The sequence below is a fragment of the Geomonas sp. Red32 genome (genome assembly GCF_023652955.1).
GTDB lineage: Bacteria > Desulfobacterota > Desulfuromonadia > Geobacterales > Geobacteraceae > Geomonas.
The window spans coordinates 97,528-112,396 of sequence record NZ_JAKLOY010000010.1 but is presented as its reverse complement, the minus strand read 5'-3'; the positions used below and the strand labels follow the sequence as shown (position 1 = coordinate 112,396).

Annotated in this window: 11 protein-coding genes, 1 tRNA gene and 1 riboswitch; of the genes, 7 read left to right on the top strand and 5 right to left on the bottom strand. The window is 62.9% G+C overall.

The window, feature by feature from the left end:
* Positions 1 to 98: 98 nt before the first annotated feature.
* Positions 99 to 1,238: an alanine racemase gene (gene alr / locus L4X63_RS20840; RefSeq protein WP_250680592.1), complete on the bottom strand. Its 1,140-nt coding sequence runs from the start codon at positions 1,236 to 1,238 to the stop codon at positions 99 to 101.
* 249 nt (positions 1,239 to 1,487) lie between these two features.
* A riboswitch (TPP riboswitch) is annotated at positions 1,488 to 1,590 on the top strand.
* 148 nt (positions 1,591 to 1,738) lie between these two features.
* Here alr and thiD point away from each other — a divergent pair.
* From thiD to L4X63_RS20820, 4 genes are all read left to right on the top strand, one after another.
* A complete protein-coding gene (thiD, locus tag L4X63_RS20835; protein ID WP_250680591.1) occupies positions 1,739 to 3,199 on the top strand; it encodes a bifunctional hydroxymethylpyrimidine kinase/phosphomethylpyrimidine kinase in 1,461 nt (486 codons plus the stop codon).
* A gap of 148 nt (positions 3,200 to 3,347) precedes the next feature.
* A complete protein-coding gene (thiC, locus tag L4X63_RS20830; protein WP_250680590.1) occupies positions 3,348 to 4,655 on the top strand; it encodes a phosphomethylpyrimidine synthase ThiC in 1,308 nt (435 codons plus the stop codon).
* Between the two features lie 360 nt (positions 4,656 to 5,015).
* Complete coding sequence (locus L4X63_RS20825; RefSeq protein WP_250680589.1) at positions 5,016 to 5,393, top strand: response regulator; 378 nt, start codon at positions 5,016 to 5,018, stop codon at positions 5,391 to 5,393.
* Between the two features lie 136 nt (positions 5,394 to 5,529).
* Positions 5,530 to 5,605, top strand: a tRNA-Thr gene (locus L4X63_RS20820).
* 164 nt (positions 5,606 to 5,769) lie between these two features.
* On the opposite strand, the gene L4X63_RS20815 is transcribed toward L4X63_RS20820, so the two are convergent.
* Both L4X63_RS20815 and L4X63_RS20810 read right to left on the bottom strand, forming a co-directional pair.
* Positions 5,770 to 6,216 carry an SRPBCC family protein gene (locus tag L4X63_RS20815; protein ID WP_250680588.1) on the bottom strand — a complete coding sequence of 149 codons (447 nt, stop codon included), beginning with the start codon at positions 6,214 to 6,216 and terminating at the stop codon, positions 5,770 to 5,772.
* Positions 6,217 to 6,444: 228 nt separating this feature from the next.
* Complete coding sequence (locus L4X63_RS20810) at positions 6,445 to 7,788, bottom strand: MFS transporter (RefSeq protein ID WP_250680587.1); 1,344 nt, start codon at positions 7,786 to 7,788, stop codon at positions 6,445 to 6,447.
* Positions 7,789 to 8,512: 724 nt separating this feature from the next.
* Between L4X63_RS20810 and L4X63_RS23970 the strand changes: the two genes are divergently transcribed.
* The 3 genes from L4X63_RS23970 (at position 8,513) to gpmA (ending at position 11,255) form a co-directional block, all read left to right on the top strand.
* Entirely contained in the window at positions 8,513 to 9,838 is a 1,326-nt protein-coding gene (locus L4X63_RS23970) for a M23 family metallopeptidase (protein ID WP_250680586.1), read from the top strand.
* Positions 9,839 to 10,004: 166 nt separating this feature from the next.
* A complete protein-coding gene (locus tag L4X63_RS20800) occupies positions 10,005 to 10,559 on the top strand; it encodes an acyloxyacyl hydrolase (protein WP_250680585.1) in 555 nt (184 codons plus the stop codon).
* A gap of 9 nt (positions 10,560 to 10,568) precedes the next feature.
* Positions 10,569 to 11,255 (top strand): 2,3-diphosphoglycerate-dependent phosphoglycerate mutase, encoded by a 687-nt coding sequence (gpmA, locus tag L4X63_RS20795; protein WP_250680584.1) that lies wholly within the window; start codon positions 10,569 to 10,571, stop codon positions 11,253 to 11,255.
* A 202-nt stretch (positions 11,256 to 11,457) separates the two neighbouring features.
* Here gpmA and L4X63_RS20790 read toward each other — a convergent pair whose 3' ends face one another.
* Positions 11,458 to 13,494, bottom strand: coding sequence for a penicillin-binding protein 1A (locus L4X63_RS20790; protein WP_250680583.1), 2,037 nt, complete (start codon positions 13,492 to 13,494; stop codon positions 11,458 to 11,460).
* A 203-nt stretch (positions 13,495 to 13,697) separates the two neighbouring features.
* Positions 13,698 to 14,852, bottom strand: coding sequence for a molecular chaperone DnaJ (dnaJ, locus tag L4X63_RS20785; RefSeq protein ID WP_250680582.1), 1,155 nt, complete (start codon positions 14,850 to 14,852; stop codon positions 13,698 to 13,700).
* Positions 14,853 to 14,869: the final 17 nt, after the last annotated feature.

Genomic DNA, 14,869 nt, shown 5'->3' with positions numbered 1-14,869 from the left:
TGCCACGGTGGACATCTGAAAACCCTTCAAGCTTTTCTCAGATTTTCTCCGTGTCTCCGTGGCAAAAGAACTTGCCTTTCTCCGGTTTTTATCCGCCGCTACCCGATGTAGACCCTGCGGACCCGCCGGGTGGCGATGCCGCAGAAAATCTCGTACGGGATGGTCCCAGCTTTCTGGGCCAATTCCTCGGCACTGATGGAGTCACCCAACGGATCGGGTCCGAGCAGCGTTACCTCGTCCCCGACGGCCACCCCTTCCACGCTGGTCACGTCCAGCATGATCCAGTCCATGCAGACGGTGCCGGCCACCTTCGCCCGCTGCCCGCGGATCAGCACCTCTCCCTTGTTGGTGAGGCTGCGCGGATAGCCGTCGGCATAGCCGACCGGGACGCTAGCGATGAGGGTACGCTTGTCGGCGACGAACCTCCTGCCATAGCTGATCGGCGTCCCCGGCTCCACCCATTTCAGCATGGCCACCCTGCTGACCAGCCGCATCACCGGCTTCGACTTGACCATGCCGGCGAAATCCCCGGAGGGGAGCCCACCGTAAAGGATGATGCCGGGACGGATCAGGTTGCAGAAGGGAGTGTCCAGGGTCAGGATGCCGGCACTGTTGGAGGTATGCACGTAGGCGGGGGAGAAACCGACCCGCCTCGCCTCGGTGACCGCCGCGGAGAGCCGCTCCACCTGGAGTTTCGTATAGCTGCGGCCGTCCTCGTCGAGCTCGTCGGCACTGGCGAAATGGGAGAATATCCCCTCCAGCTCCAGGTGCTTGAATTCCTTCAGCTTGGCGAGAAAGGCCGGAGCCTCGTGGTGGGGAACCCCCAGCCTGCCCATCCCGGTATCGATCTCCAGATGGATCTTGGCCGGGCGCGGCGCGGCCAGCTCAGAGGCTGCCCGGTCGAGCGCGGCGGCCTGCTCGAGGGTGAAGACCGCGGTGGAGATGTTGAGGCCGATGCAGCGCCTTTCTTCGCCGGGATAGACGCCACCGAGGATGAGCACCGGGCGGTCTACGCCGTTTCTTCTCAGCTGGACCCCCTCGGCCAGGAAGGCCACGGCGAAGGCATCTACGCCGAGGGCGTCCAACTCCTTGGAGACGTATTCGAAACCGTGGCCGTAGGCGTCCGCCTTGACGACGGCGAGGATGCCGCAACCCTTGGGGGCGGCCTTCTTCACCAGCGAATAATTATGCCGCAAAGCGGCAAGATCGATCTCAACAACCGTCGGCCGACTATCCATGATCAGCTTCCTGTCAACTCATCCCCTCGCCCCTTTAGGGGAAAGCGTGCCCGAAGGGCGGGTGAGGGATGTTTTATCTTTGGTGAATGTCTCTCAAAACGAGACGATGGCTGGGAAAGTCCGCTAACAGTGGTTAGAGACTGACTCAGCCATCAGTTTTTTCTATCACTTCTCCCCCCCACTGTAAAGGTAAAAACCTGAAAACGATTGACTTTGCAAAGCGTTTACATTACCTTTAGGCACGCTATCCAAGCCAGCTAGGGGAGTTCGAAAGAACTGAGACAGGCGGTGCCTGAGACCCTTTGAACCTGATCCGGTTGAAACCGGCGTAGGGAAGCGGCACGTTCTCCGATCGACCATAACCGAACCCAGGAGCCGTGACAACCGTCGCGGCTTTTTTTATTTTTGCCGCGGAGAAATGCCTCATGACACGGAGGCACGGGAACTTGTGAGAATACGCAACCGCCGTGTCTTCGTGGCTCACTAAAAGGACGCCGATCATGCTCAAGCTCGTGGTGGATCGCTGCAAGAATAAGCCGTGCGTCGAAGGTCTCTACCTGATCACCGACCATGGCGAGCGCCTGGTCGAGCGGGTGGCCGAGGCCCTGACGGGCGGAGTCAGCGTCCTGCAGTACCGCGACAAGATGCGCGACCCCGAGGAGCGGCTCGCCATCGGCATGCAGCTCAAGGAGCTCTGCAGCCGCCACCAGGTCAAGTTCATCATCAACGACGACCTGGACCTCGCCCTTAAGCTGGATGCCGACGGCGTCCACCTCGGGCAGGAGGACGGCGACCCGGCCGTGGCCCGTGCGCTGCTCGGCCCTGGCAAGCTCCTCGGGATCTCCACCCATTCGCTGGAGGAGGCTTTGGCCGCCCAGGCAGCCCATGCGGATTACGTCGGCTTCGGCGCCATCTACCCCACCGGCACCAAAGAGGTCCCGGAAACCTGCGGGCCGGAAGGGGTAGCGGCGTTGAAAGGGAAACTCCGCATCCCGGTGGTCGCCATCGGCGGCATCACCCGCGATAACGCACCGCCGGTCCTGGAGGCCGGGGCCGATGCGGTAGCCGTCATCTCCGCGATCCTCTCCTCCCGCAATCCCGCGCTGGCCGCGACCGAGATTTCGCTGCTCTTCAACCGCAACGCCCCCCATCCGCGCGGCATCGTCCTCACCGTGGCGGGCAGCGACTCCGGCGGGGGAGCGGGCATCCAGGGAGACCTGAAGACGATTTCGCTGCTGGGAAGCTACGGCGCCTCGGCGATCGCCGCCCTGACCGCCCAGAACACCACCGGCGTTTCCTCGGTGCTGCCGGTGCCGGCGGAGTTCCTGGCCGAGCAGATCGACGCCGTGCTGGACGATCTCCCGGTCCACGTGGTGAAGGTCGGGATGCTCTCCACCCCCGAGAACACCGCGGTACTCGCCGAACGGCTGAGTGCGCACGGGATGAAAATGGTCGTCGTCGACCCGGTGATGACCGCCAAGGGGGGAGCCGCGTTGCTCGAGGACGAGGCGCTGGCGGTCATGAAGAAGCGGCTGATTCCGCTCAGCTACCTCTTGACCCCCAACGTTCCCGAGGCCGAGCGGCTTACCGGGCTCACCATCACCGACCCCGCGGGGATGGAGCTCGCCGCCCGCGCGCTGCACCTGATGGGGGCGAAAAACGTGCTGATCAAAGGCGGGCACCTGACCGACGGAATGGTGACCGACATCCTATACGACGGCAATGCCTTTACCCGGTTCACCGCACCGCGGGTGCTGTCGCGCAACACCCACGGCACCGGCTGTTCCCTGGCCTCGGCCATCGCCACCTTCCTGGCCCAGGGCGAGCCGCTCCCGGGAGCGGTGCTGCGGGGGAAGCTCTTCATCACCAAGGCGATCAAGTTCGCCCAGCCGTTGGGGCACGGTCACGGTCCGGTCAACCACTACCAGGCCGCCCGCGATCCCTCGGAACCGTTACCCTAAATGTTTCGTAGGTTGTGTTGAACGGATTCACCGTGAAACGCAACGATTGCCTTCAACCATTGATAACTGTCGCGTTTCGTCCCTCAACGCGGCCTATCTGACTTCGATCATCTGCCCCTGGAGGGCTCACTTAGCAAAAGGAGTAGTCATGACTCAGCTTGAATACGCCCGCAAGGGGATCATCACCGACAAGATGAAAACGGCCGCCCTCGCCGAAGGGGTAGAGCCCGAATTTATCCGCGCCGGGATCGCCGCCGGGAACATCATCATCTGCCACAACATCAAACACCTCAACGGCACCCCGCTCGCGGTCGGCAAGGGGCTCCGCACCAAGATCAACGCCAACATCGGCTCCTCCGCAGACGACCTCGACATCCAGAAGGAACTGGAGAAGGCCCGCGTGGCGGTCGCCGCCGGCGCCGACGCCATCATGGACCTCTCCACCGGCGGCCCGGTCGACGAGATCCGCCGCGCCATCATCGCCGAGACTTCCGCCTGCATCGGCACCGTTCCCCTGTACCAGGCCGCCCTCGACGCGGTCCGCACCAAGAAGAAGGCCATCGTCGACATGACGGTCGACGACATCTTCGAAGGGGTCATCAAGCACGCCGAGGACGGCGTCGACTTCATCACCGTCCACTGCGGCGTGACCCGCTCCACCGTGGAGAGGATGCGCAAGGAAGGGCGCATCATGGACGTAGTCTCCCGCGGCGGCGCCTTCACCATCGAGTGGATGGCCCACAACAATGCCGAGAACCCGCTCTTCGAGCACTTCGACCGCCTCCTCGAAATCACCAAGGCCTACGACATGACCCTTTCGCTGGGTGACGGTTTCCGCCCCGGCTGCCTGGCCGACGCCACCGACCGTGCCCAGATCCACGAGCTCATCCTCTTGGGCGAGCTCACCCAGCGCGCCCAGGAGTACGGCGTCCAGGTCATGATCGAGGGCCCGGGCCACATGCCGCTCAACCAGATCGAGGCCAACATTCTCCTGCAAAAGAGGCTTTGCCACGGCGCCCCCTTCTACGTGCTCGGGCCGCTGGTCACCGACATCGCCCCCGGCTACGACCACATCACCTCCGCCATCGGTGGCACCATCGCGGCTTCCGCCGGCGCCGACTTCCTCTGCTACGTCACCCCTTCCGAGCACCTGCGCCTGCCGTCGGTGGAGGATGTGCGCGAGGGGGTCATGGCCTGCCGGATCGCCGGTCACGCCGCCGACATCGTCAAAGGGGTGAAAGGCGCCATGGAAAAGGACAACCAGATGGCCCGCTGCCGCAAGAAGCTCGACTGGGAAGGGCAGTTCGCCCTGGCCATCGACCCGGTCAAGGCCCGCCGTCTCAGGGAGGAGTCCGGGGTCGCCGAGCATGGCGCCTGCACCATGTGCGGCGAGTTCTGCGCCTACAAGGTGATGGACGACGCCACCGAGCGCGAGCTGGCTAACGCCGCCGGGTAATTCCTAAAGAACGACCAAGGGGGTGGCCCTTCCCGGCCACCCCCTTTTTATGCCGCCACCGTTCCCCTCGCTCGGCCCCCGCGCAAACCAGGACACAACCTGCAAAAAACCGCACACCCTGCCCATTTTTCGTACCTGTCCAACGTGCCGTTTTTCCGCCGGAAACTCCGGCAAGCCCGGCAGACGCCGTCTAAAGGGGGCACCCTCTCTATGCGGCGCCATACGGGCAACAAGGCTAACAGCCCGTATTTACCTGTTGTATTTTTCAGTCCAGAGAGGCACCGATCTTGCTGAAAGATAGGACTCGAAGGCGCACGGAGCTGAGAGCTTCGCCCCTCATCAACCTGCAGGAGACGTAAAATGAACAAGAACATCCTCATCATAGACGACAGCGAACTGGTGCTGACCATGGCCAAAGACGCCCTCGAGGAGGCGGGCTACCAGGTGGCGACCGCAACCAACGGCATCGAGGCCAACAAGCACATCTTCTCGAAAAACCGCCCCGGCCTGATCATCCTCGACATCATGATGCCGATGCTCTCCGGGGACACCAAGGCGAAGCTCCTCAAGGAGAACGAGACGTGCAAAGACATCCCGATCCTGCTTCTTTCCTCGAAGAGCGATCTGGAGATGCGGCAACTGGCACAGGAGACCGGTGCCGATGGCTACATTCTCAAACCCTTCTCTCCCATCCAGATCGCCAGCAAAGTCAGGAGATGTCTCGCCGGAGTCAACTAGGCGGGATCCGCTCTCACAGCGCTTTCAGTCCTAGGTATGGCTTGACTCAGCCGCCTTTTTACGGTACACATCTACGATGTCTTTGGCTGAGTGTCCCCTGAGGATCCCGCCTAAGGCTCTTCAGAGTATTGGATCAGCCGGAGTAACTCAGTTGGTAGAGTAGCTGATTCGTAATCAGCAAGTCGGCGGTTCGAGTCCGCTCTTCGGCTCCAGTAAAAAAGAAAAGGTCACCGGGAATCTCCTGGTGACCTTTTTGTTGTTTTAACTCACAGTATCCTTTTACGCCAGAAACAGTCCACCACTCGCCCTTCCGGCTGCACAACCAGAAGGCCACCGGCATCCCGATGGCCTCTCGTTTGTTTCCCCGTCAATTCCCTTACTCGGTAACCGCGGTCTCGACCAGTTGAGCGAGCAGGGTCAGCGACTCCTGCCACCCGAGATAGCAGGCTTCGACCGGGATAGCTTCCGGAATCCCTTCCTGAACGATCCTCAACTCGGTGCCGCAGAAAACCTCACGGAAGGTGATGGTGGTCGTGATTTCTCCCGGCAGGGTGGGATCGTCGAAGCGGTCGGTGTAGCGGATGCGCTCGTTGGGGACCAGCTCCTCGTACTCGCCACCGAAGACGTGCCCCTTCCCGGTCGTGAAATTGGTGAAGGACATCTGGTAGGTGCCCCCTACCCGGGCCTCGAGATGGTGGACCCGGCCGGTGAATCCGTGCGGCGGCAGCCACTTGGCCATCGCATCGGGATCCAGGAACGCCCGGTAGACACGGTCGGGCGGGGCTTTCAGCACTCGATGGAATTCAATTGCGTTCTTTGCCATGACTCACCTCTTTTCTCCCATCCGTCCGGGGTCTTCATCGGATCACAACCGGTGCCGGCGGCGTAGGGCAACGGGAGTGCTCCGGAATTCACCGCCGACCTCCTCATGAACTCCGGTCTGTCCTGCCTCTTCATCTTACTACAGGCGCAGCCGGTTGCACGCCCGGATCATCGGGTCTACGAGGCCCGCGCACGCCCCCTGGCGAGGGCTGTTTCCGGTTACCTTCCGCTAGGCGGGCTCGATGGCGACCTCCAATTTCCGGCGGTTTATCTTCAGCACCAGCCCCGAAGCCAGCAGGCAGATGGCCCCGGAGAGGATGAAGGCCACGGTGTAGTCGCCGAGCCAGGTCCGCACGCTCCCGGCGAAGCTTGCTGCCAGGGCGGCGCCGACCTGGTGGCTCGCGAAGATCCAGCCGAACATGAGGCCGACGTTCTTGGTACCGAAAGCCTCCGCGGTGAGCTTGACGGTGGGAGGAACGGTGGCGATCCAGTCCAGCCCGTAGAAGACGGCGAAGGCGGAAAGGGTCCATTCGGGGCCGCTTAGAGCGTGGGGGAGCCACAAAAGGGAGAGGCCCCGGAAGCCGTAGTAGCAAAAGAGGAGGTAGCGGCAGTTGTAGCGGTCGGACAGCCACCCCGAGAAGGTGGTCCCGAAGAGGTCGAGGATCCCCATCATGGCCAGAAGGCCCGCGGCCCGCACCTCGGGGATGCCATGGTCGACGCAGGCGGGAATGAGGTGGGTGCCGATCAGCCCGTTGGTGCTCGCTCCGCAGATAAAGAAACTGCCGGCCAAAAGCCAGAAGTCTACCGAACGAAGCCCAACCTTCAGCCCGTCCAGCGCGGCGGTGAAGGGGTTGACCGCCTTCGCCTGAGGAGCGGCAGCCGCTTCCGTCTCTCCCTCGTCGGCACCGTAGGGGCGCAGGCCGATCTGGCCCGGGCGGTCGCGCATGACCAGCAGCACCAGGGGGAGGATGACGGCAGCCGCCGAGGCGATGGCGATGGCGGCGGTGCGCCAGCCGTGGTGGTGGGCGAGCCGGGCCAGGATGGGGAGAAAGAGGAGCTGCCCGGTGGCAGAGCTCGCGGTCAATACCCCCATCACCGTCCCCTGGGATCGCGCGAACCAGCGGGTCACCACGGTAGCGCTCAGACTGTAGGCGGTCATCCCGGCCCCGCAGCCGACCACGATCCCCCAGATGAGGATCATGTGCCACGGCTTGGTCATGAAGACGGTGGCTCCCACCCCGCCGGCCAAAAGCGCCAGCGCGATGGCCATGGTGCGGCGGATCCCGATCCTGTCGAAGAAGCCGGCGGCGAAGGGGCCCATCAGGCCGAAGAGGAGGAGGTTGACCGAAACGGAGAGGGAGATGGTGGCCCTCGACCAGCCGAACTCCTGCTCGAGCGGGACGATGAGGACTCCCGGAGTGGAGCGGATCCCGGCGGTGATCAACAGGGTGAGGAAGGTGGCGGCGATGACCAGCCAGGCATAGTGGAAGCGGGGGCCATCCTTCGGCGGTGCTGGGGTGCGCTGGTGAGCGGAAGCGTGGGACATCTGGCGGGTCTCCTCGATCTCGTGCATGGGGAACGTTCGGCTCCGGCGTCGGGCCGGCCTTCCCGGTCCCCTCGCGTGGGCTGGCCCTGGCCCCCTCGCTTCGCGGCCGGAGCGGGGCCGGAAACACGTTAGCCGGAATCGCAAAATAATGAAAGGCCCGCCTAACTTCGGCGGGCCTTCGGTTTTGTAATTACTGATTTCCCTTATCAAGGGTTTTTCCGGAGCCATTATGACCCCGGCGTTGGCTGCTGCTCATCTTTTTAGAATTCCAATCGGTGGAGTTTCTTCGATGCTGCGCAACCTCCTTTTTTTAGCGTTCTACCGTTAGCTAGCTAGCTGAGTAAATATATACCACCTGTCACAACATTTTTACAGTCTGTCACAAAAATTTTTTTTCGTGTATAGTCGGAAAATTCGCACTCTTAGGACCCCTTTCTCCCCGCCCCTGTGACACCGATCTCCCTCTTAGCCGAATCTCTCTGTCATTGCACCTACTTAGTGACTGTCTTAGTCCCCTGCGCTGTGTCTGCCGGTCTTCGTCCCGAAGTTTTCCGAGCTCCTCTCATGCTTGGTGTAGGGGAAATGGAGCGGTTTACCCGGGAAAAGGGATACGCCGTACAGCGAAACGGGAGGGTAACCCCGTGCCGTTGGGGCCCCATAACTGGACAACAATAGGGGCAATGTTACCCTTTTCACTGAAGGCGGCCGCTGGCTGCCAGCTCCCGCCCCTGCCACCTTTACGGAGGAGCTCGTGAAAACTTCCGCTATCTTCGGCGCCATCGTCCTCGTCGTCCTCATCGTTGCCGGCTTCTTTTACCTAAAGGACATCTCCGGTCCCCAGATCATCCTCACCCCCGGCTCCGGTGCGGTTTCGGGACGCCTCGATGTGGCGATGTCGCTCAAGGACACCGGTTCCGGCTTGAAGAACGTCACCGTGGAAGCCCAGCAGGGCGGAGAGACCTTCCCGGTCTTCTCCCGGCAGTATCCACCCAAAACCACCTCCGCCCGGGAAACCTTCAAGCTCTCCACCGCCCAGGGGCTCAAGGAAGGGCCGTTCAAGCTGGTGGTCTCCTCCACCGACCGGGCCGTCTACCATTTCGGCGCCGGCAACCGCGCCGTGGAAAACCTCGACTACACCTACATGAACAAGCCTCCCGCGGTCACCGCCTTGAGCACCGCCCACAACATCGCCAGGGGCGGAGTGGGGTTGGTGGTCTACACGGTGAACCGGGAACCGGCCAAGACCGGCGTGGTCTTCGCCGACCGCTTCTACCCCGGCCACCACCAGTTCGGCGAGGTCTACGCCTGCCTCTTCCCGTTTCCCTACGATATGAACGAGGCATCCTTCATCCCGAAGATCCTCGCCGTGGACCGGGCGGGCAACGAGCGGCTGACCGGAATCTACTTCCACGTGATCCCCAAGTCCTTCCCCAGGGACCACCTGGAGCTCCCCGACTCCTTCCTGGACAAGGTCGCCGCCGAGTTCAAGGACAAGTTCCCCGAGGCCAAGACCCCGCTGGAGGTCTTCCTGAAGGCCAACCGCGACCTGCGCGCCCACGACCTGAAGATCCTGGCCGACTGCGGAAAGAAAACCTCCCCGGCTCCGCTATGGGAGGGAGTCTTCCTGCGGCTCCCGAACTCCGCCCCCAAGGGGACCTTCGCCCAGGCGCGCGACTACTTCTACCATGGCCAACTCGTCGACCACCAGACGCACCTCGGCATCGATCTGGCCGCCCTCGCCCACGCGCCGGTGCCGGCCGCCAACAGCGGCAAAGTGGTCTACGCCGACGATCTCGGGATCTACGGCCAGTGCGTGATCATCGACCACGGCATGGGGTTGCAGACCCTGTACGGCCATTTGAGCCGTATCGACGTCAAGGCCGGGGACGAGGTCAAGAAAGGGCAGCCGATCGGCACCACCGGTGACACCGGGCTGGCCGGTGGAGACCATCTCCACTTCGGCGTGGCGGTCTCCGGCGAGCAGGTCAATCCCATCGAGTGGTGGGATCCTTCCTGGATCAGGAACAACATTACCGGCAAACTCGACTCCGCAAAGAAAACCAACCCTGCCAAATAGTCACTCACCCCAAGATCAGCGCCCCTGACCATGCTTTCAAGCGGCAGGGGGACTGGCACTGAACGGGCCGCCCGGCATGGCTGACCGGCGGCCCGTTTGACTTTTCCCCACAGTACATTACATTCTTCCAAGATAAATAAATTTTAATTCATTCGTCGGAGATGCCATGAGAGCGATGCTCGCCTTCCTGATTCTGCTCGCGGTCATGTTAGTGTTCCCCTCGGCCGGGTTCTGTCAGGACCCTGACCAGGGGCTACAGAGTTTCGGTATCCGGGGAGGCTACATGGCCACCCAACGGAATGAATACTTCCACCAGTACGAGGCCTTCGTGAGCTTTGGCCTTCCATGGTCGGTCCGTGCCGACAACGGCTGGGGGCTGGAGATGTCGGCCAACGCGGCCGCCGGTGGGATCCACGCGGCGGGGCAGACCGGCTTCATCGCCGCCGTGGGTCCCGGCTTCATCGTCGACAAGGCGGGGGGCAAGGGTTTTGCCTTCGTGGTGGGAGGCGATCTCAACGGCCTGACCCAGTACCGGTTCGGCAGCGTGGACCTGAACGGGCACGTCCTTTTTGACGGACACGCCGGCGTACAGTATCGTTTCGATAACGGGCTCGGCGTCGGCTACCGTTTCCAGCACATGTCCAACGGCGGGCTCAACGGCTCCCGCAACACGGGGGTCGACTTCCACATGTTCGAAGTGAGCGTGAATATCAGGAAATAGGAGTCATCGATGCCGCGACTGGTGCTGGTACGTCATGGGGAAAGCGTCTGGAACAAGGAGAACCTCTTCACCGGCTGGACCGATGTCGAGCTCTCGCAGACGGGAGAGCAGGAAAGCCGCGAGGCGGGGAGTGCCGTGAAAGAGGCCGGCATGCTGTTCGACATCGCCTTCACCTCCGTGCTGAAGCGGGCGGTGAAAACACTTTGGAACATGCTGGAGGAGATGGATCTCACCTGGATCCCGGAGGTGAAGGACTGGCGCCTCAACGAGCGGCACTACGGGGCACTGCAGGGGCTGAACAAGGCCCAGACCGCGGAGAAGTACGGCGAAGAGCAGGTGAAGCTGTGGCGAAGGAGCTACGACGTGCGCCCGCCCGCACTGGAGGAAGACGACCCGCGGCATCCCCGTTTCGACCTGCGGTACCGGCAGCTTGACCCGCGCGAGCTCCCCAACTGCGAATGCCTGGCGGACACCATCGAAAGGGTGCTTCCGTTCTGGCATGAGCAGATAGTGCCGGTCTTGAGGAGGGGGCAGCGTCCCCTGATCGTCGCCCACGGCAACAGCCTGCGCGGGCTCGTCAAGTACATCGACAAGATATCCGACACGGATATCGTCAACCTGGAGATCCCCACCGGAAAGCCGATCGTCTACGAACTGGACGAGGGGCTCAACCCGCTCAAACACTACTACCTGTAGCTGAAGCCATCCCGCCGTAGGGTGGCAGAACTCTGCCCGCCAAGCCTTTCCGGCGCGCGGGCGCAGGGTGCCTACCCTACCGGTATGCACCCCTGTCCCGGGTTTCCCCATTAAGCCTTCTCAGATTTTCTCCGTGTCTCCGTGGCTACGCAGTGGGCCTTTCAGCTTTTGGCCGAGCCTCCGTAGCCCCGTCTTTCCTTCCTTACTGGGGGGTGTTCCCGTTCTGGTCGGTGAGCGAGAGCGGCTCGCCACCGTCCTGAGCGCCCTGGCCTCCCTGGCCACCGTTATCCTGCTGATCGGCAGGGGCAAGCTCCTCCGGTTGCGTCGGCTTCACTCCCCCCCCGCCATGCTTCGCGCAATACTCGACCGGCTCGGTCCCGGTCAGGTAGAACTCCTCCTTCTTGGTGGGGCAGGCCGGGGTGGCCAGCTGGCCGGTGGTGGGGTCGATGGTGGCGGTCACCACGTTATCAGGCTTCGGGAAGTCGACCGGCGGACGCGAGGCGAGCGCGGTCCTCATGAAGCGGCCCCAGATGGGCGCCGAGATTCCCCCTCCGGTGAATCCTCTCCCTCCCGGCTTCGGCTTGTCGTATCCGACCCATACCCCGGTGATGATCTGCGGCGTGTACCCCACGAACCAGGCATCGCGATAATCGTCGGTGGTGCCGGTCTTGCCTGCGCTCGGGTGCGCCTGGCTGAACTTCTTCAGGTTCTTCGCGGTGCCGTAGGTCAGCACGTCCTTCATGATCTGGGTCGTCAGGTATGCCGTGGCCGGCGCCATCACCGGCGTCACCGTGGAGGGGAACTCCGTCCAGGACTTACGGTAGCGGTCATAGATCCGGACGATGGTCCTCGACTCGCTCCGCATCCCGCTGTTGGCCAGCGCCGAATAGGTGGTCACCAGCTCGTTGAGGGTCACCTCTTCGGTCCCCAGGGCCAGGGAGAGGTCCTGCTTCTGCAGCGGCAGCCCTTTGCTCCGGGCAAATTCCAGGAACTTCGGCACGCCGAGGGAGTCCAAAAGCTTGACCGCGATCACGTTGTTGGAGTGCGCGAGCGCCTGCCGGAGCGAGAGCGACCCGAAGGCATGTTTCTCGTAGTTGGTCGGCCTCCACCCCTGTCCGCTGCCCGAGTTGTAGGTCACCGGATCGTCGTTCATGATGGTTCCGGCGGTGAAGCCGTTCTCCAGGGCGTCCGCATAGATCAGCGGCTTGATGGAGGAACCGGGCTGACGCTTGGCCACAAAGGCGCGGTCGTAGCCGTTGACGGAGAGATCGACGCCGCCAACCGCGGCCAGCACGTCACCGGTCGCGAGGTCCATGCAGAGTAGCGATCCCTGCAGTTTCGGGTTGACCTTCTTCACCCCCTCGGTCAGGGCCTTCTCGGCCGCCACCTGCAGGTTCAGGTCCATCGCCGAGATCACGTCCAGGCCCCCCTGGTCCACGATCCCGCGCCCATAGCGCTCGATCAGCTGGTTGCGCAGGTGTCCCATGTAGGTGGGAGCGAGGGCCGATCTGATCACCGCCGCCGGATGCGCGACGATCTCCTGCTTCCGGCGTGTCGAGATGAATTTCACATCTTCCATCCGCTTCAAGACCACGCTGCGGCGGGCGTTGACGTCGGCCGACTTGCCGAGCGGGTTGTAGCGTCCCGGGTTCTTGGGAACCCCGGCAAGAAGCGAGCATTCCGACTCGGTCAGCTCCTCCGGGTTCTTGTCGAAGTACAGCCGCGCCGCCTGCGCGATCCCCCACGCCCCGTTGCCGAAGTAGATCGTGTTGAAGTACATCTCGAGGATCTGGTCCTTGCTGTACTTCTTCTCGAACTCCAGAGCCAGCTGGGCCTCCTTGATCTTTCGGTCGAAGGTCTTCTCGCCGGAGAGGAACTTGTTCTTGATGAGCTGCTGGGTGATGGTCGAGCCCCCCTCGGCCATCCTCCCCTTCACCACGTCCTTCATGAGGGCGCGCGCGATCCCCCGCACATCGATGCCGTTGTGCTCGTAGAAGCGGGAGTCCTCCACCGCCACCAGGGCGTTGCGCAGAAAGACGGGGATCCGATCGATCGGCGTCCAGTAGCGCTGGGTGGGAAGGATGCGCCCGACGAACCGGCCGTGGTTGTCGAAGACCCTGATGGAGTTGTAGCCGGTTGGAAGCAGCGGATAGGTGGCGATCTGCGAGGCGAAGGCGGAGGTAAGAGAAACGAGGACCAGCAGGACAGCGGCGGCCAAAAGGACCGCCGGCTTTTTCAAACAGAACGGGCGTTGCAAGGTGAACTCCTTCAGAAGGTGAACACGAATCCCCTCTCTTTGGGAAGAGGGGGAGGTACTTCACAATCCCTCTCCTTCAACGGGGAGGGGGAGGGGCGAGGGAGGGGGGCTGCCAGAGTGACAAACTCCCCCACCCGCCCTTCGGTGACCCTCTCCCTGGAAGGGCGAGGGTATAAGGCCTTCCCCTAGCTCAGGATGTCCATGACCTTGGAGAAGAAGTTCTTCCTCATGGGGTTGACGTCCTCGCCGCTGATGCGGGCCAACTCCTCGAGGAGCTCGCGCTGCTGGCGGTTGAGGTTGGTCGGGGTCTCCACCTTGGCGACCACCAGGTGATCGCCGCGGCCGTACCCCTGCAGGGCGGGGATCCCCTTGCCGCGCATCCGGAAGACGGCGCCGGACTGGGTCCCTTCCGGGACCTTCATGGAGATCTTGCCGTCCAGGGTCGGCACTTCGATCTCGCAGCCGAGCGCCGCCTGGGTGAAGCTGATGGGGATCTCGCAGATGACGTCGTTGTCCTCGCGGCGGAAGATCGGGTGCTCCTTGACGCTAAGCGCCACGAAGAGGTCGCCGTTGGGTCCCCCCTTGGTCCCCTGTCCACCCTCGCCGGAGAGTTTCAGCCGGATGCCGGTCTCGACCCCGGCGGGGACTTTCACCGAGATGGTCTTCTTGTCCCGGACGGTACCGTTGCCGCGGCAGGTCGGGCAGGGATGCTCCACCACCCTTCCCTCGCCGTTGCAGTGCGAGCAGGTCTTGGAGACTGAGAAGAATCCCTGCTGGAAGCGCATCTGCCCCGCCCCCTGGCAGGTCGGACAGGTCTTCGGCTGGGTCCCCGCCTTGGCACCGGAGCCGCCGCAGGCCTCGCAGCGCTTGGCGTAGGGGATGTCGATCTTCTTCTCGACCCCGAAGGCAGCCTCCTCGAAGCTGATCTCCATGTTGTACTGGAGATCGTCGCCCCGCTTGCCCCGGCTGGTCCGCTGGCGGCCGCCGCCGAAGATGTCGCCGAAGATATCCCCGAAGATGTCGCCGAAAGGCGAACCGGCCCCAAAACCTGCCGAGGAGAAGCCGCCGCCGTTCACGCCGGCATGGCCGAACTGGTCGTAGCGCGCCCGCTTCTCCGCATCGGAAAGGACCTCGTAGGCCTCGGAGATCTCCTTGAACTTGTCCTCCGCCGCCTTGTCCCCCTGATTCTTGTCCGGGTGGAACTTCAGGGCCAGCCGCCGGTACGCCTTCTTGATCTCGGTCTCGGAGGCGTTCCGGTTGACCTCGAGCTGCTCGTAGTAATCCTGTTTTTCGCCGTTTGCCAAGTCTACCCTCGTAACACAAAGAGCAGCGTCTCTCATGAGACGCTGCCCGTCGT

Coding starts and splice junctions, on each gene's coding strand:
- alr (WP_250680592.1), bottom strand. CDS start 1,238: ATGGATAGTCGGCCGACGGTTGTTGAGATCGATCTTGCCGCTTTGCGG.
- thiD (WP_250680591.1), top strand. CDS start 1,739: ATGCTCAAGCTCGTGGTGGATCGCTGCAAGAATAAGCCGTGCGTCGAA.
- thiC (WP_250680590.1), top strand. CDS start 3,348: ATGACTCAGCTTGAATACGCCCGCAAGGGGATCATCACCGACAAGATG.
- L4X63_RS20825 (WP_250680589.1), top strand. CDS start 5,016: ATGAACAAGAACATCCTCATCATAGACGACAGCGAACTGGTGCTGACC.
- L4X63_RS20815 (WP_250680588.1), bottom strand. CDS start 6,216: ATGGCAAAGAACGCAATTGAATTCCATCGAGTGCTGAAAGCCCCGCCC.
- L4X63_RS20810 (WP_250680587.1), bottom strand. CDS start 7,788: ATGCACGAGATCGAGGAGACCCGCCAGATGTCCCACGCTTCCGCTCAC.
- L4X63_RS20800 (WP_250680585.1), top strand. CDS start 10,005: ATGAGAGCGATGCTCGCCTTCCTGATTCTGCTCGCGGTCATGTTAGTG.
- gpmA (WP_250680584.1), top strand. CDS start 10,569: ATGCCGCGACTGGTGCTGGTACGTCATGGGGAAAGCGTCTGGAACAAG.
- dnaJ (WP_250680582.1), bottom strand. CDS start 14,852: ATGAGAGACGCTGCTCTTTGTGTTACGAGGGTAGACTTGGCAAACGGC.